The organism is Thermosipho globiformans (genome assembly GCF_003990895.1).
Classification (GTDB): Bacteria; Thermotogota; Thermotogae; order Thermotogales; family Fervidobacteriaceae; genus Thermosipho; species Thermosipho japonicus.
Window position 1 is genome coordinate 24,137 of record NZ_BHXD01000006.1, and the last position, 25,163, is coordinate 49,299.

Below are 25,163 nucleotides of genomic sequence, written 5' to 3' on the forward strand. Positions count from 1 at the left end.
TTAACCTCCAATATAGATTCTAAGTAATATGTATAGAAATCCTACTAATGAAGTAACAAAATAAGGTTTAAAAGCCCACTTTATGTATTCTCCAAAGGAAAAGTTTCTACCAATTTGTTTTGATAAAAGATTTACTCCAACGATATTTTGAACAGCACCAAGTGGAGTTAAATTTGTAGCAAGATTTGCACTTATTGCATATACCCACCAAAATGTGGATGAAAAACCTGAAGCTACAAGAATTTTAATAACAGGTGCTATGATCAATGTTCCTGGAACAGCACTGAGCCATGGAATTGAAATTGAAACAAATAAGAATATTACAAAGATAGATAAAAATTGGTGGTTTAAAAGTGGAGTAAATAAACCTGCAAGTAAGTTTGTAATACCAACTTCTTCTAGTGCAAAGGAGAGTATGTACAGTCCGGCATAAAAGAATAAAGTATCCCAGTCAATTTCATTACTTATATCGTTAAATTGTTTTCTGTGGAACAACATAACTGCTATTGCACCTAGGAGTGCAACAAATGAAAGATCAATTTCTATTATTTGATGAAGTCCAAAGAGTGATAAGACTATTAAGAAAACAGTTAGAGTAAATTTTAAAGATTTTTTATCTGTAATTGCCCTGCTTTCATCAATATCAGAAAGTTTTTCTAACTTTTCTTCAACGGACTTATCAACTTTTGTGTATTTTTTAAACATAAATACGGATATTAAAAAGCTTATTATTGTAATAAACCACATGTTATTGATAAAATCATTAAAGCCTAAACCACTTACCGAGCCAAGAACTAGGTTCAAAGGACTTCCAATTAATGTTGACATACCCCCTATATTATCTATTATTATGGTCAGCATTAAAAATGGGATAGGGTTGAGACCAAGAGAATCAGTAATTAAAAATATCATTGGAGCTATAAGGATAATTGTCACAAGGTTGTCTAAAAATGCAGAAGAAAGTGCAACCAGAGCCATCAATCCTACAATTGTTAAAAAGAATCTCTTCCCGCCTTTTTTAACAATTCTAATTGCAAGAAATTGGAAAAGGCCTGTTTTTTTCAAAAATTCAACGATTACCGTCATACCAGCCAAAAGTCCCAGAGTATTAAAATCGATTACTCTGCTTATATTCTCTGGTTCAAGACCTTCTACCAATCTAAGAGCAGCAACTATGAGTGCAAGACCAAACACAATTGGGGCTTTATATTTTTTCCCGAAGATGATATAACCGTATGCAATCACTACTATTGCTACTGCAAATATTTTTTCCACGAGTCTACCCCCTCTAACAATGAGAATATAATAATCTTGATCACACTATTTATTATAACTCTTAAAATATACCATTCTTGTTAAAAATATTATAAATTTGTGTGTTAAATTCTTTTCAAAACTTGTTAAAAAAACTGGTATTCTTAAAAAATCGTAGATATACCTAAAAAATTGATTGATTTATATTCTGAATATATTTGCGTTTTTGTCTTATTTATTGGAAAATTATAAATGTGGGTAATGAAAAAATTATGTATTGGGAGTGATAAGATGGCAAAGGTTACTGATATGGTATTACTTAACAAGCCTGGAGAGAAGATTTTACTTCTTGGAAACCATGCTATTGCAAGAGGTGCACTTGAAGCAAACATAGCAGTTTTTGCAGCATATCCAGGTACTCCAAGTTCTGAGCTTACAGACACTATGGCGGCAGTTGCAAAAGACGCAGGAGTTTACATGGAGTATTCTACAAATGAAAAGGTTGCTTTTGAAACAGCCCTTTCTGCTGCATGGAGTGGTCTTAGATCCATGACAGCTATGAAACACGTTGGTTTAAACGTTGCCGCCGATACATTCATGAGTGCCGTTGGAATGGGCGTTGAAGGCGGATTTGTTGTTATGGTTGCAGATGATCCCAGCATGTGGTCATCTCAAAATGAGCAGGATACAAGAGTCTTTGGAAAATTTGCAAATGTTCCTGTTCTTGAACCATCCAGTGTTCAAGAAGCAAAAGATTTGACAAAATATGCGTTTGAAATTAGCGAAAAGTTCAAACATATGGTGATTCTTAGAACAACAACTAGATCTTCTCATATGAGAGGAGATGTTGTCTTAGGAGAACTTCCAGATGATATAGTAAATAAAGTGAGAAGACATGGAAAATTTGAAAAAGATCCAAAAAGATTTGTTGATATTCCTGCACATTCAAGGAATTTCCATCCAAAAATTCTTGAAAATATCGAAAAAATACGCGAAGAATTTGCAAATTGTCCATTTAACAAGATTGAAGGAAACGGAAAGGTTGGAATTATCGCGCCGGGACTTTCATATGCATATGTAAAAGAAGCACTTTCTTGGTTGAATATTGATGATGTAAAGATTTTAAAGCTTGCAACACCTTTCCCAGTTCCATATAAATTAGTTGAGGAGTTCTTAGAAGGGCTTGAAAAAGTATTGATTGTTGAGGAACTTGAGCCTGTTGTTGAGGAACAAATAAAGATGTGGGCGTATGATAAGGGATTAAATATACCAATATATGGGAAAAATATTGTCCCAAGAATATATGAAATGGATACAAAGCGTGCAGTTATTGCAATTTCGAAATTTTTGGGAATTGAAACTCCAATAAACTTTGAAGAATTGGATGAAAAATATAAAGAAATTAGTAGTGTTCTTCCTCCAAGACCACCTTCATTGTGTCCAGCATGTCCACATAGAAATTCTTTCTTTGCGATAAATAAAGCAACAAGAAAGAAAGCAATATTCCCAAGTGATATAGGTTGTTATACACTTGGAGTACTTCCACCATTAAACGCTGTTGATACAACAGTTGCAATGGGTGGTTCAATTGGAGTTGCACATGGATTAAGTGTGGCGTTAAATGGAGCAACTAATGAAGAGACATATGAAAAGAAACAAGTTGTGGTTGCAACAATAGGAGATTCTACATTCTATCATACAGGTCTTCCAGCAATTGCAAATGCTATATACAACAGATCAAATATTTTGGTTGTTGTAGTAGACAACGAGATAACTGCAATGACTGGAGACCAACCAAATCCTGGAACAGGGGAAACTCCACATGGTGTTGGAAAGAGAATACCAATTGAAGATGTTGTAAAAGCTATGGGAGCTGATTTTGTAGAAGTTGTTAATCCATATGATATAAAGAAAACAACGGAAGTTATAAAGAAAGCTCTTGAGGTTGAAGGAGTAAGTGTTGTTGTATCAAGACAGGTTTGTGCACTTTACAGAGTGGGTAAAGCAAGAAAGAATAAAGAAAAATTACCACTGTATAAAGTAAACACAGACAAGTGTACAGGATGTAAGGTTTGTATTTCTACATTTGGTTGTCCAGCTATTTTCTGGGATCCAGAAAATAACAAGGCAAAGATTGATCCAACGATGTGCTGGGGTTGTGGAAGCTGTGCACAAGTTTGTCCATTTGGTGCTTTTGAATTGGTAAAGGAGGCGGAATAATGGTAGCCGTTAAAGAATATAATATCGTTATTACCGGAGTCGGTGGTCAGGGAATTTTAACTGCTGCAAACCTTTTAGGGTGGGCTGCACTTAACGAAGGATACAAGGTAAGGGTAGGAGAAGTGCACGGTATGAGCCAAAGATTTGGTAGTGTTATTTCATATGTTAGATTTGGTGAGAATGTATACGGCTCAATGGTACCTGAAGGAAAAGCAGATGTTATTCTATCTTTTGAGCCTGTAGAGGCACTTAGATACATAAATTATTTAAAAGAAGGAGGACTTGTATTTACAAATTCTAGACCAATACAACCAGTACAAGTTGCTATGGGACTTGCAAATTATCCATCTCATGAACAGATAAAAGATATAGTAGAGAATAAATTTAATGCAAAATATATAAGCTTTGATGCAGAAAGTATAGCTAAAGATGCAGGTAATATAATAGCAACCAATGTTGTTTTAATAGGTGCTTTGACTCAAACTCCTGATTTTCCACTTTCTCCAGAATCTATTAGAGAAGTTATTAAAGTTAGTGTTCCAAAAAAGGCTGTTGATTTAAATATGAAAGCCTTTGATATGGGAATTAAAACCGCTCAAGAACTTTTAAAGTAAGGATATGGATATTTGAAGATATCGGGGAGATTTCTCCCCGATATTTTTTTTACTAATTTTTTTCATCTAAATTTGACAAAATTAGAAATTTTTAATATCCTTAATATTACCGCCATTTTTTGAGAAAGGGGGAAAGATTCTTGTACGTAGTGTTTGCTATATTTTTTGGAGTACTTCTTGGTTCTAATGATTCTGCCAATATATTTGGCCCCTCAGTTGAAAATGGGGTTTTAAAATACAAAACAGTTACTAAAGTAGCTGCATTGTGCGTTCTTTTAGGAGCATTAATAGGTGGAGAAAAAGGTATTAGAACAATAAGTAATTTTTCTAATATGTCTCTTTATTTTGCAGCAATAGCTGTATTTTCAGCAGCAATAACTATGTTGGTTCTTTCAAAAATTGGTATTCCATCTTCATCTTCTCAGGCAATTGTTGGTGCAATATTAGCTGTAGGTATATTAAATAACAATGTTAATTGGAAGATTTTAATTAAATTAGTTATTGCATGGGTTACCACACCTGTTGGAGGAATTATTTTTGGCTTTTTACTTTATAGAATACTTTCTGTGCCGTTTAATAAGATAAGGTCTCTTTGGGTTAGGGAGAAAGTGTTGGTAATTTCTACATTACTAGTTGGTGCATATGGTTCATACGCTTTAGGTGCAAATAATGTTGCAAATATTACCGGAGTGTTTGCAAATCAAATAGGGTTAAAGATGGCAGCTCTTGTTGGAGGGTTAAGTATAGCTGCTGGTGCACTTTTTAGTAATAAGAAAGTAATGTATACAGTCAGTAAAAAAATTATTGAACTTGATTACTTTTCTTCTGCTATTTCCATCCTTGGCCAATCTATAACCGTTTGGATCTATTCTGTTATCGGGATACCGGTTTCTGTGTCTCAAGCAATAGTGGGAGCAGTAATTGGTACAGGCCTTGCAAGAGGTTCAAAACTCACAAACAAAAAGATTATTTTTCAAATTATTACAACATGGATAGCTACACCTCTTTTTTCAGGATTAACTACAATTATTGTTTATTATTTTTCAAAAATCTTTTTTTGATTTAAATAATTGATGTGTGGTAATATAAAAAGATCCACTTCTATTTGGAGGTGATAGCTATTTTTTTGTATATCCTACCAGCAATATTTTTTGGATGGTCCCTTGGTGCAAATGATGCAGCTAATATATTTGGAACAGCTGTAAGTAACAGGATAGTTAAATATAGAACTGCTACAATCATTTCTGCGATATTTATTATTTTAGGGGCAATGCTTGACGGTGCAAAAGGAATTGAAACAATAAGTAGTATTTCATCAAGTCAGATTGGCCTTGCTTCCATATCTGTTTTGGCGTCAGCAATAACTATGACTACTATGACTTATCTAGGAGTTCCCGTTTCCTCTTCTCAAGCAATTGTTGGATCACTAATTGTTACTTCTTTAATAGAAGGAAATGTAAAGTGGGGCGTTCTTGTAAAACTTTTTGCAGCGTGGGTAGGTACACCTATTGGTGGGATAATATTTAGCTTTTTGGCATACAAAATTTTTGCTGTACCTTTTAACAAGATAAAATCTATTTATGTAAAAGAAAAGGTAATTTTTTATGGAACTCTTATTATAGGTGCATATGGTTCATATTCTCTGGGAGCAAATAATGTTGCAAACATTACTGGTGTTTTTGCTAAAACAATAGGCGTACAAAACGCAGCGCTATTGGGAGGCGTAAGTATAGCACTTGGAGTTTTAACCTACAGTTATAAGGTGATGTATACTGTTGGTACACAAATAATTGAACTTGATTATTACTCTTCTGCTATTGCTGTACTGGGTGAATCAATTACTGTATGGATTTATGCACTTTTAGGAATTCCTGTTTCTACATCTCAGGCAATTGTTGGGGCAGTTATCGGAGCAGGTTATGCAAGAGGTTCTAGACTTTCAAGTAAAAAGATTATTTTAAAAATAGTAAGCGCGTGGGTAAACACGCCTGTTATTTCTGGTGTTATTACATTTTTGATATACTATATAGTGAAGATGTTTTAATTATTATATCGCTTGATTTAGAAAATTTAAGGAGGAATAAGATGGGCAAGAGAGTGATGTATCTTAGTTTTACTTTACTTTTAATCTTACTACTTTCTTTTTTTCTTTATGGTTGTATTTCAGAGATTAAAACAAGTGAAAATAAACTGCTAAATTCAAAACAAAAAATTCTTGTAAAAGTAGACATTGATACACCATCTATTGAAAATAATAATACGACAGTGAATGCTTTTAGAGAGTCATTTGTCGATTATCTAAGTAAAGTGGTTATTACTGTTAAGGATGTAAATGATCAGGTTGTACTTACTAAGGAAACTACGAACAAAACAGATATTTATTTTGAAATTGAACTTCTTCCTGGAACTTATACATTTCAGGTAAAAGGATATGAAGGAGATTTAGTTATCTTTACAGGGGAAAAGGATAATCAGATCATAGATGAGAAAAATAATACCGTTTATATTGAAACTTTTTTTGTAAATGGAATAATAAGGACAATTATTGAAGTAGACGATGTTATTTTTAAAAATTACGATATTACATCGGCAAAATTGATCTACAAAAAAGATACAGCACAAGAAGTTTATGAAGAAGCCTCTGTAACATTTACAAGTACTAGCACTTATTTTAATAAAGAATTATATCCTGGTATGTGGACTGTAAAATTTGAAGCTGATCTTAAGGCAAAGGATGAAAGTATATTACCAGAAAACGTTCATCTTGAAAATGAATTTAGCATAGAAGTACTTCCCGCAAAAACAAAAAGTTTAACATTTAATGTAGTATTTGATACAGAGGTTAATGAACCGAAAATAGTAGTTATATCCCCGCAAATTGAGTTACCGTTTGTGGATCCTGTAACAAATTTAAGTGGAGAGGTAAATGAATTAGAAGGAGTACTTTCAGTAAATTGGGACTATTCAGATACAAATGCAGAATTTTATGTATACAAGGAAATAGTAGTTAATGGAGAATGTTTATATGAATTTGTTGGAAAAACAAACGAGAAAAGTTATACAATAGAAAATTTTACCAAGCAAGAATACGATAAATTTAGTGGAATTGCTATTAATGTTTATGCTAATGGCAAAGAGAGCGGCTTAGTTGTTCTTAAAAAAGAAAATATTAAACTTATAGATTTGGAAAATGTTGACAGTATAAGTGCTACTTATAACGTTGATACAAATGAGCTTAAATTAGATTGGAATTATACAAATTCAAATGTTACTTTTGAAGTTTTAAAAAAGGATATGAATAGCAATGAATACGAAATAATTTCTCAAATGGGGCAAAATTCTTTTTCAACAGAATTTACGGGTAGGCAGTTTTGGGATCTGGAGAAAATTGCGATTAGAGTAGTTGCTAATGGGTTTGAAAGTAACATTAATGAGGTTTCAAAAGATGATATAACTCTAACATCATTGAATGTTCCTCTTACATCGTCTACTATGTATACGTTATTCATCCGTTCATATTTTGATACAGACAGTGATGGTGTGGGAGACTTTAATGGAGTTGCCGAAAAGGTAGATTATCTAAAATCTCTTGGAATTGATACAATATGGTTTTTACCATTTAATAAAAGTAAATCGTATCATGGATATGATGTTGAAGATTACTACGATGTAGAACCAGATTATGGAACACTACAAGATCTTGATAATATGATAGAAATTCTAAATGAAAATGGAATAAAGGTAGTAATGGATCTTGTTGTTAATCATACGTCGGATACACATCCATGGTTTCTTGATGCCGTTGAAAATACTACTAATTCTCCATATTGGAACTATTACATTATGAGTTTGGATGAGCCTCAAAATAAAAATCATTGGCATTACAAGGTTAATTCAAAAGGACAGACTGTGTGGTATTTTGGATTGTTTGACTCGTCAATGCCAGACCTCAATTACGACAATCCTAAAGTAATGGAAGAGGTAAAAAAGATAATAGATTTTTGGATAGACATGGGAGTAGATGGATTTAGATTGGATGCAGCAAAACATTACTATGGATTTGATTGGAGCGATGGAGTCGAACAATCAGCAAGTATTGCAAAAGAGATAGAAGGCTATATAAAAGATAAACTTGGGGAAAATGCAATAGTTGTGAGTGAGGTTTACGATGGAGATCCAAGTATCCTTTCAAAGTTTGCCCCTATGCCTGTTTTTAATTTTAGTTTTATGTACAATTTAAGGGGGAATTTTGAAGGAAGAGACAACTTAATTTCTGACTCTATTAGTTGGGTTGATTCATCATTGTATAATTTAAATATTTTTCATTTTCCATTTATTGACAGTCATGATCTTGACAGATTTATTTCTGAACTTGTAGATAGTAAATATCAAGGTGACAAAAATTCGGCGACAAAACAATATTTGCTAGTTAATGCTTTACTGCTTTCTTTAACGGGTATGCCAACCATTTACTATGGTGATGAAATAGGACTTTTTGGATGGAAGTGGAATTCATATCCGTGGGATATACCTGTGCGTGAGCCAATGCAATGGTATAAGGATCAAAAAGGAAACGGTCAAACTTATTGGACAAAAGAGTTTTACGAAGGTATTACTGAAGGAAATGCTAATGAAGATGGAGCAGTATACGATGACCCATATGATGGAGTATCTGTAGAAGAACAACAAAATGGATATTCTATTTTAAACTTTTTTAAAGAATATATCAATTTAAGAAAAGAATATCCAGCACTTGCTTTTGGGAATACTACGATTGAAAGGGATTGGAAAAACTTGTATGTTTTGAAAAAGTCGTATAACTTCCAAGACGTGCTTGTATTGATTAACCTTGATCCAACATATCCAAATACATACGAAGTTCCAAAAGGATATAAATGGGTTTGGTATGCATTTTTTGATGGTGACAACTATGAATTTGGAGAAAAAGATGAAATGATTTTACAAAATACAAGTTGGACGATAAATCCACGGCAAATTTATATATTTGTAAAGTAAAGGAGGAGAAAATATATGAGCCTTTTTTTTGGAAAAAAAGAGCAGGTAGTTATAGAGCTTTTTAGACAGCATCTTGATGCAGTTGAAGATACAATAGTAAAGCTCCAGAATCTTATTTATGAAGAAAAAAAGGAGAAACATAAGGAATTAGCAGAAGAAGTAAGAAAAGCAGAAACAACAGCCGATCAAATAAGAAGGAAAGCAGAACTTGAAATGTATTCAGGTGCGTTTTTACCAAATTTTAGAGGTGATCTTCTTGGAACAATTGAAGCACTTGATAGGATAGCAAATAAAGCAGAAAGTGTTGCAGATGAGATAGATCTGCAAGATTTAATCATTCCAAAAGAAATTCACGAAAACTTGAAAGCTTTAATATCAAAATCACTTGAAACTTACAAAGCTTTAAAGGAAGCTGCAAAGGAAATGTTCGAGGATTTTGAAAAGGCAAGTCAGATGATTGTAGAAACAGAAAGGTTTGAACATGAAACAGATGAGATAGAAAGAAGTACTATTAGAAAGATCTTTTCACTTGATATCCCTCTTGCAGAAAAAATTCAGTTGAAAGATTTGGTTCATAGGATAGCGGATATATCAGATACATCTGAAGATGTTTCTGATAGAATTCAAATAATATTGTATAAGAGAAAAGTGTAAGGTTTGTTTGAGGTGATTTTGTGAAAATTTTACATACTTCTGATTGGCACCTTGGCAGAAGACCTGCTGGAGGTGTCGGTTTGTATTCTAATGAAAGATATGAAGACTATTTTAAAGCGGCAGAGTATATAGTTAATGAATCGGTAAAAAACAAAGTTGATGTGGTGATTATTTCTGGTGATTTGTTTGATAAAAGTGATATTTCTCCTGAAACATTGTATAAAGCAGAAAGACTTTTAAATGTTTTAAAGGAAAATGAAATTAAGGTTCTAGCTATCGAAGGAAACCATGATCAAGTTTCTACATACAAAGAGTCTTGGATATGGTATCTTGAAAAAAAAGAACTTGCAATATTTCCAAAGTCTTATTTAGATGGTGAAAAGTTTAAATTTGTACCAATAGAAATTGATGGAATAAAGTTTTTTGGAATTTCATATCAATCTAATTTAAATGAGAAGGCATTGCACGATTTGTCTCAATCTTTAGATAAAGGGGAAAATATAGTTATTGTTCACACGGCGATTGTTAATGATTTATCTGATACTTTGCTTCCAGGGTGCGTGACAAAAGAAGTTATTGATGCTTTTTCAAATAAAGTTTTGTATATTGCCGCAGGTCATTTTCATTCCTTTTATAAATACCCATCAACAAATCCATACTTTTTTATACCAGGTTCTCCTGAATATTGGGATTTAAACGAAAAAGGTCAAAAAGGCTATATAATTTTTGATACTGATTCAAGAGAATATACCTTTTATCCATCAAAAAAGAGAAAGCTTTCCACGTATAGAATCCGTATAGATAATTACAAAGAGTTTGTAGCAAATTTGGATATTGAAGAAGGAGAGATAATAAACCTTGAGGTAAATTCTGCATCTGGCAGATATCCTAATGTTAGTTGGATTGAAGGAGAGTTACTATCAAAGGGAGCATTAAAGGTAAATGTGAAGGTGATTTTTGAAGGGCAAGTATTTAATAGCAGGCAACTTAAAAATCTTAGCAAAGAAGAAATTGAAAAGGAGATTATTAAGTCATGGGGAAATATTTTTTCAAAAAATGCAGATGATACATCAAAACTTATCTCTACTTTAAAGAAAACGGAGAAAGAAGAGGATTTGATAGATATATTCGACGATTTTTTAAACAAATTACTTAAGGGTGAAAAAGATGATAATTAAGAAGGTTTGTTTAAAAAATTTTAGGGTGCATAAAGATAGAGAATTTGAATTTAAACCAGGTATTAACCTGTTGCTTGGAAAAAATGGAACGGGAAAAAGCTCAATATTTGAGGCATTGAGTGTTGCATTTTTTTCAAAATCACCACGTGGGCCGTTAAATTCTATTATTTCAAAAGATGGAAGTAAAAAAGCTCAAATAAAGGTAGAATTCATTGGAAGCGATGGAAAAGAATATGTTTTGGAAAAAAGTATAGGACAAAGCAAATCAAGTCTTTATTCAAAAGATGGAAGCTTGAAATATGAAGGGAAAGAAGATATTTCAGAATACATTAAAAACGTTTTTGGAATTAACGAAGAGGTGTTTAATAAAGTAGTGTATGTTTACCAAAATCAACTTACGGATCTTTTTTCAAAAACAGATGCTGATAGAAAAAAGCTGTTTGATAGGCTATTTGAAACAGATGTGTATAAAGAGATATCCGACAAACTTTCGAAAGTTCAGCAAAGTTATGAAAAAGATTTAGAAATTAATAAGGTTGAATTAGAAAAGATAAAGTTAGAACTTGAAAGTGAAGATTTTGCTAATTTAGAGGAAAGAATAAAAGTACATGAAAAAAAGTTAGAGCAAGTTAAAAGTGAGATAGAAAATCTAAGAGCAGAAATACAAAATCTAAGAAAAAGACAAAAAAGTTTAGAGGATATAATAGAAAGTTATAAAAGAATAAAAAAAGACTTACAAATGCTGAAAAAAGAAAAAGAACATTTAAATAGCAAATTAGATGATTTAAATAAAAGACTAGAGGATGCAAAAAAAGCCAAGGATATTGTAGAAAAAACAAAAAAAGGATATGAAAAGTATTTAGAGTTGGAAAAAGAAGTAAGAAGATTAAATGCCAAGCAAAAAGAACTTCAAGAGAAAAAGCGTGAGAAAGAAACGCTTCAAGATAAAAGGAATGAATTAGAAAAAAATAAAAGTGTATTAGAGTTTCAAATTAGTAGTTTAAAAGAAAAAAAGGTAGAAATTGAAAGAAGAATAGCTGAAAAGGATGAAAAAGTTAATAATTTAAAAAAAGAGATTTTTAAGTTAGATGAATATTTGAAAAGTCTTTTGGATGATCAAACCAAGCTTTCTGCAAAAATAGAGGAGTTTAATAAAAGATATGAAGAGCTAGGGAAACTCAAAGTAGAATTACAACATAAACATTTAAAAATTTCAGAGGAAGATAAACTTTCATTTAAAAAAAAGTTGCTTGAAGGTGAGATTTCAAGGTTAATACGACGAAAAGAAGAATTAGAGAAAAATATAAGCTATGAAGATCAATTAGTACAAGATCTTGCAAATTTGCGTGCAAGACTTGAGAATATAAAAAATGTAAGTCGTGAATTATCTAGTGGGATATGCCCGATATTGAAAGAAGAATGTAAAAATGTAAAGGAAAAAGGAGGATTTGAAGTATATATTGTTGAAAAGAGAAAAATAGAGGAGAAAATATCTGAGCTTGAAAAAAGTCTAAAAAAGTTAAGAAATTTCAAAAAAGAAAAAGAAGAATTAGAAAAAAATCTAAAAGAAAAAGAAATAGAACTTTCTAATATAAATTTAAGGCTTGAGGAAATTGAAAGAGAAAAGGAAAGTATAAAGAGTATTGAAAATATTCTTAAAATTCAAAACTATGAAGATATGGAAAAAATAAAGAAAGAGTATGAAGAAAAGAAATTATCTTTAGTAAAGCAAATTTCAATTACAAAAGAAAGAAAAAACAGCCTTGAAAAAGAACATGAAAAATATTTAAAAGAAATTGTAGAAGAAGATGAAAAGTTAAGGAACATAAATGAAAAAATATTGTTATTTAACGAAAGTTTTGAGAAAACTTCAAAGGAATTAGAGCAAGTTGAAAAAGTTCTGATAAAGTATAATGATATTGAAAAAGATATGGAAAGTACAGTGAATTCTATAGAAGAAAAACAAAAAGAGATGGATAAATTAAGAGAAGATTTTGACTTGTATAAAAAATTTGAAAAAGAAGCTCAAATGCTAGAAAATATATTAAAAGAAGTTAAAGATACAAAGAAAAATATAGAAAAAAATCAAAAATTATCTAGTATTCTTGAAAAAGAATTAGAAAAAATTCACAATATAGAAGAAATAGAAAGTGAAAAAGATAATTTAGTTGCAGATATTGATAAAAGAAATGAAAAATTATCAGAGCTTTCACAGCAAGTAGGAAAATTAGAGGAAAATGTAAAGTTTCTTATTAAGGAAAGAGAAAGAAAGAAAAGGCTTGAAAATGAAAAAAGAGAGCTTGAATCTAAGAGGATATTTTTAGAAAAGAAGCAGAAATTGACAAGAGAATTTAGAGAAAAATTAAGAGATTTGGGAATGAAGGTAGCCCACAGAATTTCAGATGAGATTTCTAATCTTTCAACTGAAAACTACATTAGAATGACTGGAAAAGTTGAAATGATAGAATTCTCTGCGGAAAATGATTATGAAGTTATTCTAAGAAATGTTGAAGAATCAATAGAGAGAACATTTTCGATGCTATCAGGTGGAGAGCAGGTAAGTGTTGCAATTGCCATTAGGGCCGCTCTTTCAAAAATCCTTTCAAAATCAGATTTTTATATACTTGATGAGCCTACCGTTAACCTTGACATTGAAAGGAAAAAGCTTCTTGCAGAAAACATAGAAAAATTATTTGAAGATGTAAAGCAAGTGTTTATAATAACCCACGATGAAGAATTTAGCCACATGGCAGAAAATATTATAAGACTTTGAATCTGTTAACGATACGTTAACAAGTGTTCTTAATAAATAATAGAAAGATTTATTTTAAAAGCTTTTTTGCTTTTAAGTATTTATTTGTATTATTAACCAAACTGTAATTTTTTGGAAACTGTTTGGTTAAAATAACAAGTTATAATTTAAATGGAATGTGAAAAAAATCGCAATATTAAGGCTGAAAATTTGTGAAAAATATCTTTATAATGGAGGTGGGTAGTATGGCAAAGTATGAAGTTACAAAAACTATTGATGTAAGAGGAGAGGTATGTCCAGTTCCTGACGTTGAAACAAAGAGAGCATTAAAAAAGATGAAACCAGGTGAAATTTTGGAAGTTTTAATTGATTATCCAATGTCAAAAGAAAGAATTCCAGAAACAGTAAAGAAATTGGGACATGAAGTATTAGAAATAGAAGAAGTTGGAGGAAGTGAATGGAAGATTTATATTAAAGTAAACGGCTAAGCTGGGGGTGCATAAAATGGCATATTTAGGAATAGTATTTGGGCTTATATTTGGTATTATTCTTCAAAGAGGTCGTATATGTTTTAATTCAGCTTTTAGAGATGTAAGACTTTTTAAAGATAATTACCTTATGAAATTTGCAGCTTTAGTAATAGCACTTCAAGTTCTCACATTCCTATTTTTTGCACAAATGGGTTGGATTACATTAAATCCTAAACCTTTAAACTGGGTTGGGAATATAATTGGTGGATATTTGTTTGGTATGGGAATGGTACTTGCCGGAGGTTGTGCGTCTGGTGTTACATATAGAACTGGTGAAGGTATGACAACTGCGTGGTTTGCCGCTATTTTCTACGGTTTAACAGCATATGCAACAAAGGCGGGAGTATTTTCTGGATGGTTAAAATGGGTTTCAAAATTCACTGTTAAGGTTGAACATACAGAAGGACTATATGCAGCTAAATCTGGTCCAACTCTATCTTCTGTTTTTCATGTAAACCCATGGATAGTTGGAATTATATTTGTGGCAATTCTTTTGTGGTACGTTTTTGGAACAAAAACAACGGAAAGAAGTACAAAACTTGGTTACAAAACGGCTGCAATAATCCTTGCAATATTAGCACCCCTTGCATGGATGTCTAGTGCAGCTTCCGGAAGAAACTACGGATTTGGTATTACAGGTGGATGGATTAGCTTGTTTAAAGGATTTTTAAACAAACAACCTTTGAGTTGGGAAGGCTGGGAAATTGTAGGAATTATAATTGGTGCAATGATTTCTGCAAAGCTTGCAGGAGAGTTCAAACTAAGAATGCCTAAAAATCCAATTACTTATCTTCAAGTAATGGTCGGTGGAGTTTTAATGGGATTAGGTGCTGTTACAGCAGGTGGTTGTAATATCGGACATTTCTTTACAGGTGTTCCACAAATGGCAATTGGTTCTTTACTAGCTTCACTATTCTTTATCCTTGGAAATTGGACGATGGCATGGATTTTGTTTGGAAGGGACTGAGGAGGAGATAATATGAAAATCACAATTCAGGTTATGGTTCAACCATATACATATCAAGATTTAGATACTGCTGTAAAAATTGCAGAAGCTGCTTTGAAAAAAGGCCATGAAGTTACAATCTTTTTGTTCTGTGATTCTGCAATAGCATCTAATAAACATATGAAACCTGTAAGAGGAGATAGAAATATTTCACAACTTTTAAAAGGACTTATAGATAAAGGCGTAAAAGTTGAAATTTGTGGAATTTGTATGGACTATAGGGGAATTACGACGGATATGATAATAGAAGGTTCAAATCCAAGTGGACTTCCAGAACTTGCAGAACTCATTTACACAAGCGATAGATTTATAAGTCTTATGGCGTGAGGTGAAAAATAATGGAAAAAAAGGTTTTATTTGTTGTATATCAATCTCCAGTTGGTTCAATATGGGTAAATGAAGGATTTAGAACAGCATTTGGAATGTACGGTGAAGATATTGAACCTGCTGTAATGTTAATTGATGCCGCTACAGTTGCATTATCAAAGGATACGAAACCAGAATCTTTGGGACTTCTTCCGATAAAGATAGTTCAAAGATTTATAAAGAGGTACGAGACCCCAGTATATGCCGTTAAAGAGGATTTAGAAAAGTACAATGTTAAAAATGTAGACGAAGAGTATGGTGCACAATTTATTAATAAAAATGAATTATCTGATTTCTTCCATCAATTTGATTTGGTTATTTTTATGTGAGAGGTGATTTTAATGGCTTTAGTTTTAGTTAAATATGGTATAAACCATCCCGTTGAAAAGCTAAAGATCGAAAATGCAAAAGAAGAAGATTCAATAGTGTTAATCCAGGATGGTGTATATTGGAATTTACAAGATTTATCATCATTAACAAAGGCGAACGTTTACATATTAAAGGAAGATTTTCTTGCAAGAGGTTACAAAGAAGATGAAGCAAAATATAATTTGATAGACTATGATGGCTTTGTAGAACTCATAGAAAAAGAAGAAAAATTTATAGGCTAACGGGGAACTTTCCCCGTTAGTCTTTTTAGGTAGGAGGGATAAATAATGTATGAAACGATAGTAATAGGTGGAGGGCCTGGAGGATATGTTGCAGCAATAAGGCTTTCACAGCTTGGTAAGAAAGTTGCAATTGTTGAGAAAGAAGAATTTGGTGGTACCTGTACTAACAAAGGGTGTATTCCTACTAAAGCTATGCTTACAGCCTCACACCTTTTTACTGAGATAAATGAAAAGGCTAAAAAGTTTGGTATCTTAGTTGATAATGTTTCATATGATCTATCCTTAATCATGAAACATATGCAAAAGTCTGTTACTATGTCTAGAAAAGGTATAGAGTTTTTAATGAAAAAGAACAAGATTGATGTATTTAAAGACAAAGCAGTATTAAAAGACAAAAACACTGTTTTACTTGAAAATAGTGGACAAGAAATAGAGGGAGAAAATATAATCTTAGCGCATGGTTCTGTGCCAGTTATCTTTCCACCATTTGATCAGATAGAGGGTATATGGACAAGTGATGATGTATTTAAGATGGAAAAGATGCCAGAATCGATATTGATAATAGGCGGAGGAGTAATAGGAGTAGAATTTGCAACATTCTTTTCAAGCTTTGGAGTAGATGTAACAATAGTAGAACTTGCAGAGCATATTTTACCATACGAAGATAGTGATGTAGCAGAAGAAGTAAAAAAAGCACTAAAAAAGAACAAAGTAAAAATAATAGAAGGAGAAAAAGTAGAAGGAGTGGAAAAAAAGAACGAAAAATATATTGCAAAAGTTGCAGGAAAAGAAATAGAAGTTGAAAAAGTACTACTTGCAGTAGGAAGAAGACCGAATATAAGTGAAGATATAAAATCACTTGGCATAGAAATAGAAAGAGGAGTAAAAACAGACAAACGTATGAGAACAAATATAGACAACATATATGCAATAGGAGATATAAGGGGACAGATAATGCTAGCACATGTTGCGATGTACGAAGGGATAGTAGCAGCACATAACATAGCAGGAGAAGAAATAGAAATGGACTATAGAGCAGTACCATCGATAATCTTTTCAAATCCAGAAGTAGCAAGTGTAGGAAAAAGAGAAAAAGAAGTGGATAGAGAAAAAGTAAATATATATAAATTTCCGGTATCAGCAAATGGAAGGGCAAGAACAATGGAAGAGAAATTAGGATTTGCAAAGGTGATAGAAGAAAAAGAAACAGGGAAAGTATTGGGAGTAACGCTAGTGTCAGCAAACGCAACGGACATGATAATGGAGGGAGTATTGGGAGTAAAATATGAAATGGTTACAGAAAAAATAGCAGAAGCAATACACCCACATCCAACACTAACTGAAACACTCCTTGGAGCTTTTGAAGGTAATTGGGCTATTCATATTTGAAATAAAAATTGAGAAAGGGGTTAAAATATGAAAAAATATTCAAAAACTCATGAATGGATAAGGGTAAATGATGGGGTTGGAGTAATTGGTATTTCAAAAAGGGCAGCAGAAGATTTAGGTGACGTAACTTATGTTGATCTTCCAGAAGTAGGAAAAGTTGTAGAAAAAGGTGAGCAATTATGTACGATTGAATCTGTAAAAGCTGCAAGTAGTGTATATGCACCTGTCAGTGGAAAGATTGTTGAAGTTAATGAAAAGCTTGATACAAATCCGGAATTAATAAGCGATTCTGCAGAAGAAGAAGGCTGGATTGCAAAAATAGAAATTAGTGATGAAAGTGAGTTAGAAGATTTAATAACAGAAGAAGAGTATGAAAAATTATAACGTTAATTAAAAATAAAGGCGCTCTTTTTTAAGAAGGGCGCCTTTATTTTTGTATGAAGATTTTTACTTCACCTGCTTTTTCTGAAATTTTTGCAAGCACTTTTGCCCCCATCTTTGAGACGGAAATAGGTATTCTTTCTGCAGATAATGGATAATCCACAATTACTAGTAATATTTTTCCTTCTTCTAATGTTTCAAGCATTTTTCTGGTTTTAACATCTGGGACAGGACATATTTCTCCTCTTACATCTAGAACATAATCTGGATTTAAATTGTTAGGGTTTTTTGCAAAAAAGCATTCTTTTAAGTTGGAACAATCAATAACATGCTCACCATTAATTTCGTTTAAAAACTCGATAGCATTTTCAATTAATTGAAATACTTTGGTTGAAGAAAAATCAAAGTACTCAATGCCCTTAACTCTCTTTGATTTTAAAATTCCTATATTTTTTAATTGCACAAGGTGTCTATATATGGTTGAGATATCTTTATTTAATCTATTTGCTATTTCAGATGCTGTTAGATTGTTGTCAAAAATGGTCATTAGTATTTCAAGTTTAGTCTGACTTGAGAATATTTTAAAGAGATTTTGAAGAGTTAATTTATTTTTCAAACCAATCCCTCCTTACTTAATTATTTTATCATATATATACAAAATATATAGACATACGAAAAAATAGTGTGGTATACTTAAATAAAATATACTGAAAAAAGTTAAAGGAGGTATTTCCTTGTTTTTTGAAAGACCTGATGATGATAAGTACTTTGATGTGATTGTTGTTGGTGCAGGCCATGCTGGAATTGAAGCCGCTCTTTCCACTGCAAGGCTTGGGCTTAGAACGCTTTTATTAACTACCAATCTTGATAACGTAGGATGGGCCCCATGTAATCCTGCAATAGGAGGCCCTGCAAAGGGTATTGTTGTGCGTGAGATAGATGCTCTTGGTGGAGAAATGGCAAAAACAACAGATGAAACTATGATAAATGTTAGGATGTTAAATACTGGTAAAGGACCTGCTGTAAGGGCCTTAAGGGCTCAAATTGATAAGTTTGAGTACTCAAAACTTATGAAAAATAAGCTTCAAACTCAAAAAGAATTAATACTCAGATATGGAGTTGTAGAAAAGGTATTGGTAGAAAGTGGAAAAATAAAAGGCGTTGTGGATTCTTTTGGTATAGATTATTACGCTAAGGCAGTAATACTTACTACAGGAACATTTTTACGCGGGAAAATATTTATTGGTAGAGATACTATGGAAGCAGGAAGAATGGGAGATCTTCCTGCAAAAGGTTTGAGTAAATCTTTGTTAGAACTTGGTTTTAAGCTTTCAAGATTTAAAACTGGCACTCCAGCAAGAGTTTTAAAAAGTAGTATTGATTTTTCAAAAATGATTCGCCAGGATACAGATGATGAGCCTAGGGCTTTTTCATATTTTAGTGAACCTAAGGTTTTACCAAAGGATCATCCATGTTGGCTTACCCATACAAATCAGCAAACTCATAAGATAATAAGGGATTATCTTGTTTATTCGCCGCTGTATGGAGATGTTAAATTAATTCAAAGTGTTGGGCCAAGGTATTGCCCTTCGATTGAGGATAAGGTCGTAAAGTTTAACAGGGATTCGCATCAAGTTTTTGTTGAGCCAGAAGGAAGAGACTCTCAAGAATTTTATTTAAATGGCTTATCTACCAGTCTTCCATATGCAGCGCAGGTAAAAATGCTTAGGACTGTACCTGGTCTTGAAAATGTAGTTATTGTAAGGCCTGCATACGCAATCGAATATGATTACATTGACCCAACACAGTTATATCAGACACTTGAATCAAAGATAGTGGAAGGTCTATATTTTGCAGGCCAGATTAATGGAACAAGTGGTTATGAAGAAGCGGCAGGTCAAGGTTTAATCGCTGGAATTAATGCAGCAATGAAAATTTTAGGAGAAGAGCCATTGATTTTAAAAAGATCCGAAAGCTATATTGGAATACTTATAGATGATCTAACTACAAAGGGTGTTGATGAGCCGTACAGACTTTTAACCTCTCGTGCCGAATATAGGCTTTTACTGCGTCATGATAATGCACATTTAAGGCTTGCAAAGTATGGCTATAGAGTAGGTTTGATTCCAAAGTGGTTCTATGAAAAGGTAATTAATCTTGAAAAACAGATCCAATATCAAATAGAAAGGCTTAAGAATGTCAAAGTTCCAGCATCAGATATTGTAAATGATAGACTTGTAGAATTAGGATCAACTCCTCTAAAAGAAGGAACAAAGTTGTATAATCTATTAAAAAGGCCTGAAATTGAGTATGGACATGTAAAAGAGTTTGATAATGAACCTATTGAAGATAGAGAACTTTTAGAACAGATAGAGATATTGATAAAGTATGAAGGATATATTGAAAAGATGCTTGAAGATGTTAAAGTTTTTGAGGAATATGAGTCGGTTGATATTTCTAAAATAAATTTTGATAAAGTGCCAAATCTTTCAACTGAAGCAAGGGAAAAGCTAAAAAAAATTTTACCTAGATCTATTGGTCAAGCAATGAGAATACCTGGAGTTACACCTTCTGATATTGCAAATATAATAAGCTATATTGAAAAATGAACCTCCGATTTGGAGGTTCTTATTTTAATATTCTACTCTATTTCTTCCATTTTCTTTGGCTTTGTATAATTTTTCATCAACCACAATGAGTAAATCTTTTATATGTTCATAGTTTTCTACAGAATCTACACCGATGCTAACTGTGATTTTAATATCTTTTGGGAAGATCTCAGTTTCGATAATTTTTCTAATTTTTTCAGCTACTTCTATTGCTTGCTCTAAGTTTGTTTCAGAAAGTAGGATTAAAAATTCTTCACCGCCCCATCTTGATACTATATCTGATTTTCTAACATTTTTAACTAGTATTTTTGCCAATTTTTTGAGTACCTCATCACCAACCATATGTCCGTATGTATCGTTTATTTTTTTGAATTTGTCAATATCTACCATTAAAAGTGAAAAAGGTCTACCATATCTTTTGTAGTTATAATAATGTTTTCTTATTTCCTTGTTCATTTTATGCCTGTTGTAAAGATCAGTTAGTTGATCTCTTTCAGATAAATATTTTAATTTTTTGTTTAATTCTAACAATTCGATGTTTTTTCTATAAAGTTCTTTTTCTGTGAATTTTTCAACTTCATGCGCAATGATTCCGATTTCATTGTCTGGGTATCTAAAATCATTGTTTATTAAATGCCCATTTGCAATTTTTTGGATCCTTTCTTTAAGTTTTGTAATTGGCGAAATTATTTTTCCATATAAAGAAAAAGTGAGCCATATCCCTATAGAAATTGATATAAATACTACTATCGATATTGGAAAAAATAATCCATGAATGATTTTTAATATTATTTCTTCTTTGTTTACTACAGTAACAACAGTCCAACCTAAAAAATCTAGATTAGTATAATACGCTATCTTATCATATTTATTTAACTTATATTCAAAGTACCCCTCATTACTTGAAAAATCGAAGTTTTTATTTACCAATTCTTTAACAGCTTTTGAGATATATTCTTTATTTGGATGAAATATTACTTCTTGATTTTTGTTGAGAATATAGCTATATAAAGAATCAAAATTATTGTCTTTTTTATTTATAAGTTCATTTATTTTATTAACTGATGTATCTATAGCTACAACTCCTGTTAAATTACCATTTTTATCATATAAAGCCTTCCCCATTGAAACTAACCACTCTTTGGTTTTTATTTCTTTGTATGGAATCCCATTTGAAATTTTTGGGTAAGATTCAATAGCGGCTTTGTACCAGGGCCTAACCTTTGGATTAAACCCTTCTGGCGGGGTATAGTTATATATCAAAATGGATCCATTTTCATAGGCTGAATACAAATAATTTATATCGGGATCGATTTTTTGAATTTTTTTGTAGAAATTTATAATATTTTCTTTTTCTTTTTCTTTTAATTTCTGAGCGTTTATAACATTATCTAATGTGCTGAGAAAGTCTAGCGTAATGTAAAATTTTTTAAAATAGCTTTCTACAAAGAATGAAACGGCTTTGTTTTTTTGGTAGATTAATTCTTTTGCTTGTTTTATTTCACTTTTGTATAGTGTGTATGTCAAAATTAAACCAAAGGATAATGCGGAAAATAAAATAAGGAATAATAATATATAAAAAAATTGGCCTTTTAGACTCCTCATAATCTTTCACTCTCTCAATCCTTAATTTGTTTATATTATATCATGAATGCAATTTTTTTGTAAAAATTAACTTGATTTAAAAAAGTTAGAATGATATAATTTTTGTGTTTAAAAAATTAAATTTTGTGGGGGGATCTAAATGAAATTACCGGTTTTAAAAATTGGGAATTTAATATCAAGACTTCCAATAATCCAAGGTGGTATGAGTGTTGGAATTTCTCTTTCAAGTCTTGCAAGTGCAGTTGCAAACGAAGGTGGGATAGGGGTTATTGGAGCTGCTGGTATAGGAATGTTTGAAGATGATTTTGATACAAATTACAGACAAGCTAATATTAGAGCGCTTAGAAGGGAAATAAGAAAAGCTAGAAAGCTTTCAGATGGAATAATAGGTGTTAATATAATGGTTGCATTGTCAGATTTTTCTGAATTGATAAAGGCTTCAATTGAAGAACACATAGACATTATTTTTATGGGTGCAGGTCTTGCATTGGATATACCCGCAAAGGAAATAAAAGAATCTGGTGTAAAAATAGTACCTATTGTGTCTTCAAAAAGAGCTGCAAGTTTAATTATAAAATACTGGAAGAAACATTATGATATATTGCCAGATGCAATTGTTGTTGAAGGTCCAAAGGCTGGAGGACATCTTGGATTTAAAAAAGAGCAGATATTTGATCCTGAATACTCACTAGAGAAGATATTAAAAGAGGTTATAAAACAAGTTAATGTATATGAAAAAGAATACGGCAAAAAAATACCAGTAATTGCTGCAGGAGGAATTTACAGTGGAGGGGATATATATAAATTTTTAAAATTGGGAGCAGATGGTGTTCAAATGGCAACAAGATTTGTTGCAACAAAGGAATGTGATGCCTCAGAAGAATTTAAAAAGATGTATGTAAATTGCAAGAAAGAGGATATTACAATAATAGATAGTCCAGTGGGACTTCCTGGGAGAGCTATAAAGAATGAATTTATAGAAAGTGTAGAAAAAGGTGAAAAAAGGCCAATAAAATGCTCTTGGAAATGCTTAAAAACCTGCGATTTTAGAAAAGTTCCGTATTGTATTGCAAAAGCACTTACCAATGCAAAACTTGGTTTTTTAAAAGAAGGTTTTGCTTTTGCTGGCGAAAATGCATACAAAGTAAAAGAAATTATATCTGTAAAGGAGTTAATAAACAGGATAAAAAAAGAATTTTCAGATGCACAACTTTCTTTTTAACCTTTTACAGATCCAGAGAGAAGTCCTCTTATAAAGAATTTTCCAAGTAAAATGTAAACAACAAGTGTTGGAAGGGCAGTGATAAGTGCACCAGCCATTTGTACGTTCCATTCTACAACCTGGCTTCCTGCCAGGTTTACTAATGCTACGGTTATAGGCTGCTTTGCAGGATTGCTTGTAACAGTTACTGCAAATAAAAATTCATTCCATATGTTTGTAAACTGCCATATTATAACTACAACAAAAGCAGGTATAGAGATAGGAAATAATACTTTTGAGTAGGTTTTAAAAAAACCTGCGCCATCCATATATGCTGCTTCTATAAGTTCGTTTGGAACTTCACTGTAGTAATTTCTAAAAATCAAAGAAGTTATAGGTATACCGTAGACTACATGGACTATTATTAATCCAGTTATTGTTCCATAAAGATTAACTCTTTGAAGAAAACGAATCAATGGAAACAATACACTTTGGTATGGAATAAACATTCCAAAAAGGATAATTGCAAAGATTATATTCACACCTTTAAATTTTACTTTTGAAAATACATAGCCGTTTAATGAACCAAGAAGGGCAGAAATAATTGTAGCAGGGATTGTTAAATAAAAACTATTTTTAAGGTTTGGAGAAAGTTTGTTAAAAGCTTTTATAAGCCCGCTTAAAGACCAGCTTTTTGGCAATTTCCACATATCAGAGATTCCAATTTCGCTTAAAGGTTTAAAACTTGTTGCAAGCAGTACATAAAGAGGGGTAATAATATATATTGCTATTATTATTAGAAAAAAATACGAAAAGAACTTTTTCATCTTCTTTCACCTCTCAAGTTTGTTGCAAGATATGGAATAATAACTACTGCAACAAAACATAACATAATTATAGCAATTGCTGAGCCCATTGCGTATCTATTGCTTCTAAAGGTTAATTCAAACATGTAGATAGCTGGAACATCAGTAACAAAGTTTGGTCCGCTACCTGTCATTGAAAATACCAAATCGAAAATCTTCAAAGAGATATGTCCAAGAATAATCATTGCACTCAAGGTAATTGGTGTTAAAAGTGGCATTTTAATCTTCCAAAAAATTTTCCATTCTGATGCTCCGTCAACTCTTGCAGCTTCTATAATATCTTCAGAAATACCTCTTAGTCCTGCAAGATACATTGCCATTGTATAACCTGAAAGTTGCCAGATAGCAGCTATAATTACTGGTATCAATGCAACGTTGAATTTTCCAATTGAATGTGTACTTGTGTACCAACCCCACATAAGTTTTTCAAGTCCAAGTTTTGAAAGTAGAAGGTTTAACCCTTGTGGATTTTGAGGTATATTACCTGGTGCAAAAATCCAGCTCCATACAGTTCCAGTTACCACAAAAGAAATTGCCATTGGAAATAGAAAGAGGTTTTGGAAAAATCTGGAACCTTTTAAGCCTTTATCTACAAGAATTGCCATGATTATACCAAGTGCAATTGTTCCAAGTAAGAAAAATAGAGTAAAAAAGAAGGTGTTCCAAAGATCCGTTTGAAATCTGCTGTCTTGAAAAAGCCTAATATAGTTTCTTAGACCAACGAATTTGTATTGTCCCCTTAAAAGCGTAGAAAAACTATTCCAATTTGAAAAGGAAGTTCTAACAGTCCAGCCTATAAATCCATAAACAAATATGGCAATCGCAATTATGGAAGGTGTAATAACTAAGAGTCCAATAAGAAGGTTCTTTTTTCTCACACTCTCACCTCAAAATAACGGGGCAAGATGCCC

Annotated in this window: 22 protein-coding genes; 17 read left to right on the plus strand and 5 right to left on the minus strand. The window is 32.0% G+C overall.

All coding sequences use genetic code 11. The annotated features are described in order from the left end of the window. Positions 1-1,275 carry an ArsB/NhaD family transporter gene (locus tag EO083_RS05540; RefSeq protein ID WP_126993179.1) on the minus strand — a complete coding sequence of 425 codons (1,275 nt, stop codon included), beginning with the start codon at positions 1,273-1,275 and terminating at the stop codon, positions 1-3. Between the two features lie 270 nt (positions 1,276-1,545). On the opposite strand from EO083_RS05540, the gene iorA reads away from it, so the two are divergent. The 15 genes from iorA to gcvH all read left to right on the plus strand — a co-directional run bounded on the left by iorA (position 1,546) and on the right by gcvH (position 17,974). Continuing rightward, positions 1,546-3,474 (plus strand): indolepyruvate ferredoxin oxidoreductase subunit alpha, encoded by a 1,929-nt coding sequence (gene iorA, locus EO083_RS05545; RefSeq protein WP_126993180.1) that lies wholly within the window; start codon positions 1,546-1,548, stop codon positions 3,472-3,474. After that, positions 3,474-4,088: an indolepyruvate oxidoreductase subunit beta gene (locus EO083_RS05550; RefSeq protein WP_126993181.1), complete on the plus strand. Its 615-nt coding sequence runs from the start codon at positions 3,474-3,476 to the stop codon at positions 4,086-4,088. The genes iorA and EO083_RS05550 overlap by 1 nt, the downstream gene beginning before the upstream one ends. Positions 4,089-4,237: 149 nt before the next feature. Next, positions 4,238-5,149, plus strand: coding sequence for an inorganic phosphate transporter (locus tag EO083_RS05555; RefSeq protein ID WP_241229986.1), 912 nt, complete (start codon positions 4,238-4,240; stop codon positions 5,147-5,149). A 65-nt stretch (positions 5,150-5,214) separates the two neighbouring features. Beyond that, on the plus strand, positions 5,215-6,132 hold the full coding sequence (locus EO083_RS05560) for an inorganic phosphate transporter (protein ID WP_126993183.1): 918 nt from the start codon (positions 5,215-5,217) through the stop codon (positions 6,130-6,132). Between the two features lie 41 nt (positions 6,133-6,173). Next, positions 6,174-9,104 (plus strand): alpha-amylase family glycosyl hydrolase, encoded by a 2,931-nt coding sequence (locus EO083_RS05565; RefSeq protein WP_126993184.1) that lies wholly within the window; start codon positions 6,174-6,176, stop codon positions 9,102-9,104. A gap of 15 nt (positions 9,105-9,119) precedes the next feature. Then, a complete protein-coding gene (locus tag EO083_RS05570) occupies positions 9,120-9,758 on the plus strand; it encodes a TIGR00153 family protein (RefSeq protein ID WP_126993185.1) in 639 nt (212 codons plus the stop codon). A gap of 20 nt (positions 9,759-9,778) precedes the next feature. After that, the gene (locus EO083_RS05575; RefSeq protein WP_126993186.1) at positions 9,779-10,936 is read left to right on the plus strand and encodes a metallophosphoesterase family protein; all 1,158 of its coding nucleotides are present in this window, start codon (positions 9,779-9,781) and stop codon (positions 10,934-10,936) included. After that, on the plus strand, positions 10,926-13,709 hold the full coding sequence (locus EO083_RS05580; RefSeq protein WP_126993187.1) for an AAA family ATPase: 2,784 nt from the start codon (positions 10,926-10,928) through the stop codon (positions 13,707-13,709). The genes EO083_RS05575 and EO083_RS05580 overlap by 11 nt, the downstream gene beginning before the upstream one ends. 224 nt (positions 13,710-13,933) lie before the next feature. Then, a complete protein-coding gene (locus tag EO083_RS05585) occupies positions 13,934-14,176 on the plus strand; it encodes a sulfurtransferase TusA family protein (RefSeq protein ID WP_126993188.1) in 243 nt (80 codons plus the stop codon). 16 nt (positions 14,177-14,192) lie between these two features. After that, positions 14,193-15,185 carry a thiosulfate transporter TsuA gene (gene tsuA, locus EO083_RS05590; protein ID WP_126993189.1) on the plus strand — a complete coding sequence of 331 codons (993 nt, stop codon included), beginning with the start codon at positions 14,193-14,195 and terminating at the stop codon, positions 15,183-15,185. 12 nt (positions 15,186-15,197) lie between these two features. Further along, complete coding sequence (locus EO083_RS05595; RefSeq protein WP_126993190.1) at positions 15,198-15,551, plus strand: DsrE/DsrF/TusD sulfur relay family protein; 354 nt, start codon at positions 15,198-15,200, stop codon at positions 15,549-15,551. An 11-nt stretch (positions 15,552-15,562) separates the two neighbouring features. Continuing rightward, positions 15,563-15,919, plus strand: coding sequence for a DsrE family protein (locus EO083_RS05600; RefSeq protein WP_126993191.1), 357 nt, complete (start codon positions 15,563-15,565; stop codon positions 15,917-15,919). Between the two features lie 12 nt (positions 15,920-15,931). Continuing rightward, complete coding sequence (tusB, locus tag EO083_RS05605) at positions 15,932-16,201, plus strand: sulfurtransferase complex subunit TusB (RefSeq protein WP_126993192.1); 270 nt, start codon at positions 15,932-15,934, stop codon at positions 16,199-16,201. Between the two features lie 45 nt (positions 16,202-16,246). Further along, positions 16,247-17,590, plus strand: coding sequence for a dihydrolipoyl dehydrogenase (gene lpdA, locus EO083_RS05610; RefSeq protein ID WP_126993193.1), 1,344 nt, complete (start codon positions 16,247-16,249; stop codon positions 17,588-17,590). Between the two features lie 27 nt (positions 17,591-17,617). Next, complete coding sequence (gcvH, locus tag EO083_RS05615; protein WP_126993194.1) at positions 17,618-17,974, plus strand: glycine cleavage system protein GcvH; 357 nt, start codon at positions 17,618-17,620, stop codon at positions 17,972-17,974. Between the two features lie 43 nt (positions 17,975-18,017). Here gcvH and EO083_RS05620 read toward each other — a convergent pair whose 3' ends face one another. Then, entirely contained in the window at positions 18,018-18,587 is a 570-nt protein-coding gene (locus EO083_RS05620; protein WP_126993195.1) for a sulfurtransferase TusA family protein, read from the minus strand. 118 nt (positions 18,588-18,705) lie between these two features. Here EO083_RS05620 and mnmG point away from each other — a divergent pair, with 118 nt between their 5' ends. Then, a complete protein-coding gene (gene mnmG / locus EO083_RS05625) occupies positions 18,706-20,580 on the plus strand; it encodes a tRNA uridine-5-carboxymethylaminomethyl(34) synthesis enzyme MnmG (protein ID WP_126993196.1) in 1,875 nt (624 codons plus the stop codon). A gap of 24 nt (positions 20,581-20,604) precedes the next feature. Here mnmG and EO083_RS05630 read toward each other — a convergent pair whose 3' ends face one another. Continuing rightward, positions 20,605-22,185 (minus strand): sensor domain-containing diguanylate cyclase, encoded by a 1,581-nt coding sequence (locus EO083_RS05630; protein ID WP_126993197.1) that lies wholly within the window; start codon positions 22,183-22,185, stop codon positions 20,605-20,607. A gap of 139 nt (positions 22,186-22,324) precedes the next feature. Here EO083_RS05630 and EO083_RS05635 point away from each other — a divergent pair, with 139 nt between their 5' ends. Beyond that, positions 22,325-23,407 carry an NAD(P)H-dependent flavin oxidoreductase gene (locus EO083_RS05635; RefSeq protein ID WP_126993198.1) on the plus strand — a complete coding sequence of 361 codons (1,083 nt, stop codon included), beginning with the start codon at positions 22,325-22,327 and terminating at the stop codon, positions 23,405-23,407. On the opposite strand, the gene EO083_RS05640 is transcribed toward EO083_RS05635, so the two are convergent. Continuing rightward, on the minus strand, positions 23,404-24,213 hold the full coding sequence (locus tag EO083_RS05640) for a carbohydrate ABC transporter permease (RefSeq protein WP_126993199.1): 810 nt from the start codon (positions 24,211-24,213) through the stop codon (positions 23,404-23,406). The two genes, EO083_RS05635 and EO083_RS05640, sit on opposite strands and share 4 nt — an antisense overlap. Beyond that, positions 24,210-25,130, minus strand: a complete 921-nt coding sequence (locus EO083_RS05645) for a carbohydrate ABC transporter permease (protein ID WP_126993200.1) — start codon at positions 25,128-25,130, stop codon at positions 24,210-24,212. Before EO083_RS05645 ends, EO083_RS05640 begins: the two co-directional genes overlap by 4 nt. Between the last annotated feature and the right edge of the window lie 33 nt (positions 25,131-25,163).

Excerpts from the sequence above, each read along its gene's own strand:
- iorA (WP_126993180.1), top strand. The coding sequence starts at position 1,546 with ATGGCAAAGGTTACTGATATGGTATTACTTAACAAGCCTGGAGAGAAG.
- EO083_RS05550 (WP_126993181.1), top strand. The coding sequence starts at position 3,474 with ATGGTAGCCGTTAAAGAATATAATATCGTTATTACCGGAGTCGGTGGT.
- EO083_RS05565 (WP_126993184.1), top strand. The coding sequence starts at position 6,174 with ATGGGCAAGAGAGTGATGTATCTTAGTTTTACTTTACTTTTAATCTTA.
- EO083_RS05570 (WP_126993185.1), top strand. The coding sequence starts at position 9,120 with ATGAGCCTTTTTTTTGGAAAAAAAGAGCAGGTAGTTATAGAGCTTTTT.
- EO083_RS05580 (WP_126993187.1), top strand. The coding sequence starts at position 10,926 with ATGATAATTAAGAAGGTTTGTTTAAAAAATTTTAGGGTGCATAAAGAT.
- EO083_RS05585 (WP_126993188.1), top strand. The coding sequence starts at position 13,934 with ATGGCAAAGTATGAAGTTACAAAAACTATTGATGTAAGAGGAGAGGTA.
- tsuA (WP_126993189.1), top strand. The coding sequence starts at position 14,193 with ATGGCATATTTAGGAATAGTATTTGGGCTTATATTTGGTATTATTCTT.
- EO083_RS05595 (WP_126993190.1), top strand. The coding sequence starts at position 15,198 with ATGAAAATCACAATTCAGGTTATGGTTCAACCATATACATATCAAGAT.
- EO083_RS05600 (WP_126993191.1), top strand. The coding sequence starts at position 15,563 with ATGGAAAAAAAGGTTTTATTTGTTGTATATCAATCTCCAGTTGGTTCA.
- tusB (WP_126993192.1), top strand. The coding sequence starts at position 15,932 with ATGGCTTTAGTTTTAGTTAAATATGGTATAAACCATCCCGTTGAAAAG.
- lpdA (WP_126993193.1), top strand. The coding sequence starts at position 16,247 with ATGTATGAAACGATAGTAATAGGTGGAGGGCCTGGAGGATATGTTGCA.
- gcvH (WP_126993194.1), top strand. The coding sequence starts at position 17,618 with ATGAAAAAATATTCAAAAACTCATGAATGGATAAGGGTAAATGATGGG.
- EO083_RS05630 (WP_126993197.1), bottom strand. The coding sequence starts at position 22,185 with ATGAGGAGTCTAAAAGGCCAATTTTTTTATATATTATTATTCCTTATT.
- EO083_RS05635 (WP_126993198.1), top strand. The coding sequence starts at position 22,325 with ATGAAATTACCGGTTTTAAAAATTGGGAATTTAATATCAAGACTTCCA.
- EO083_RS05640 (WP_126993199.1), bottom strand. The coding sequence starts at position 24,213 with ATGAAAAAGTTCTTTTCGTATTTTTTTCTAATAATAATAGCAATATAT.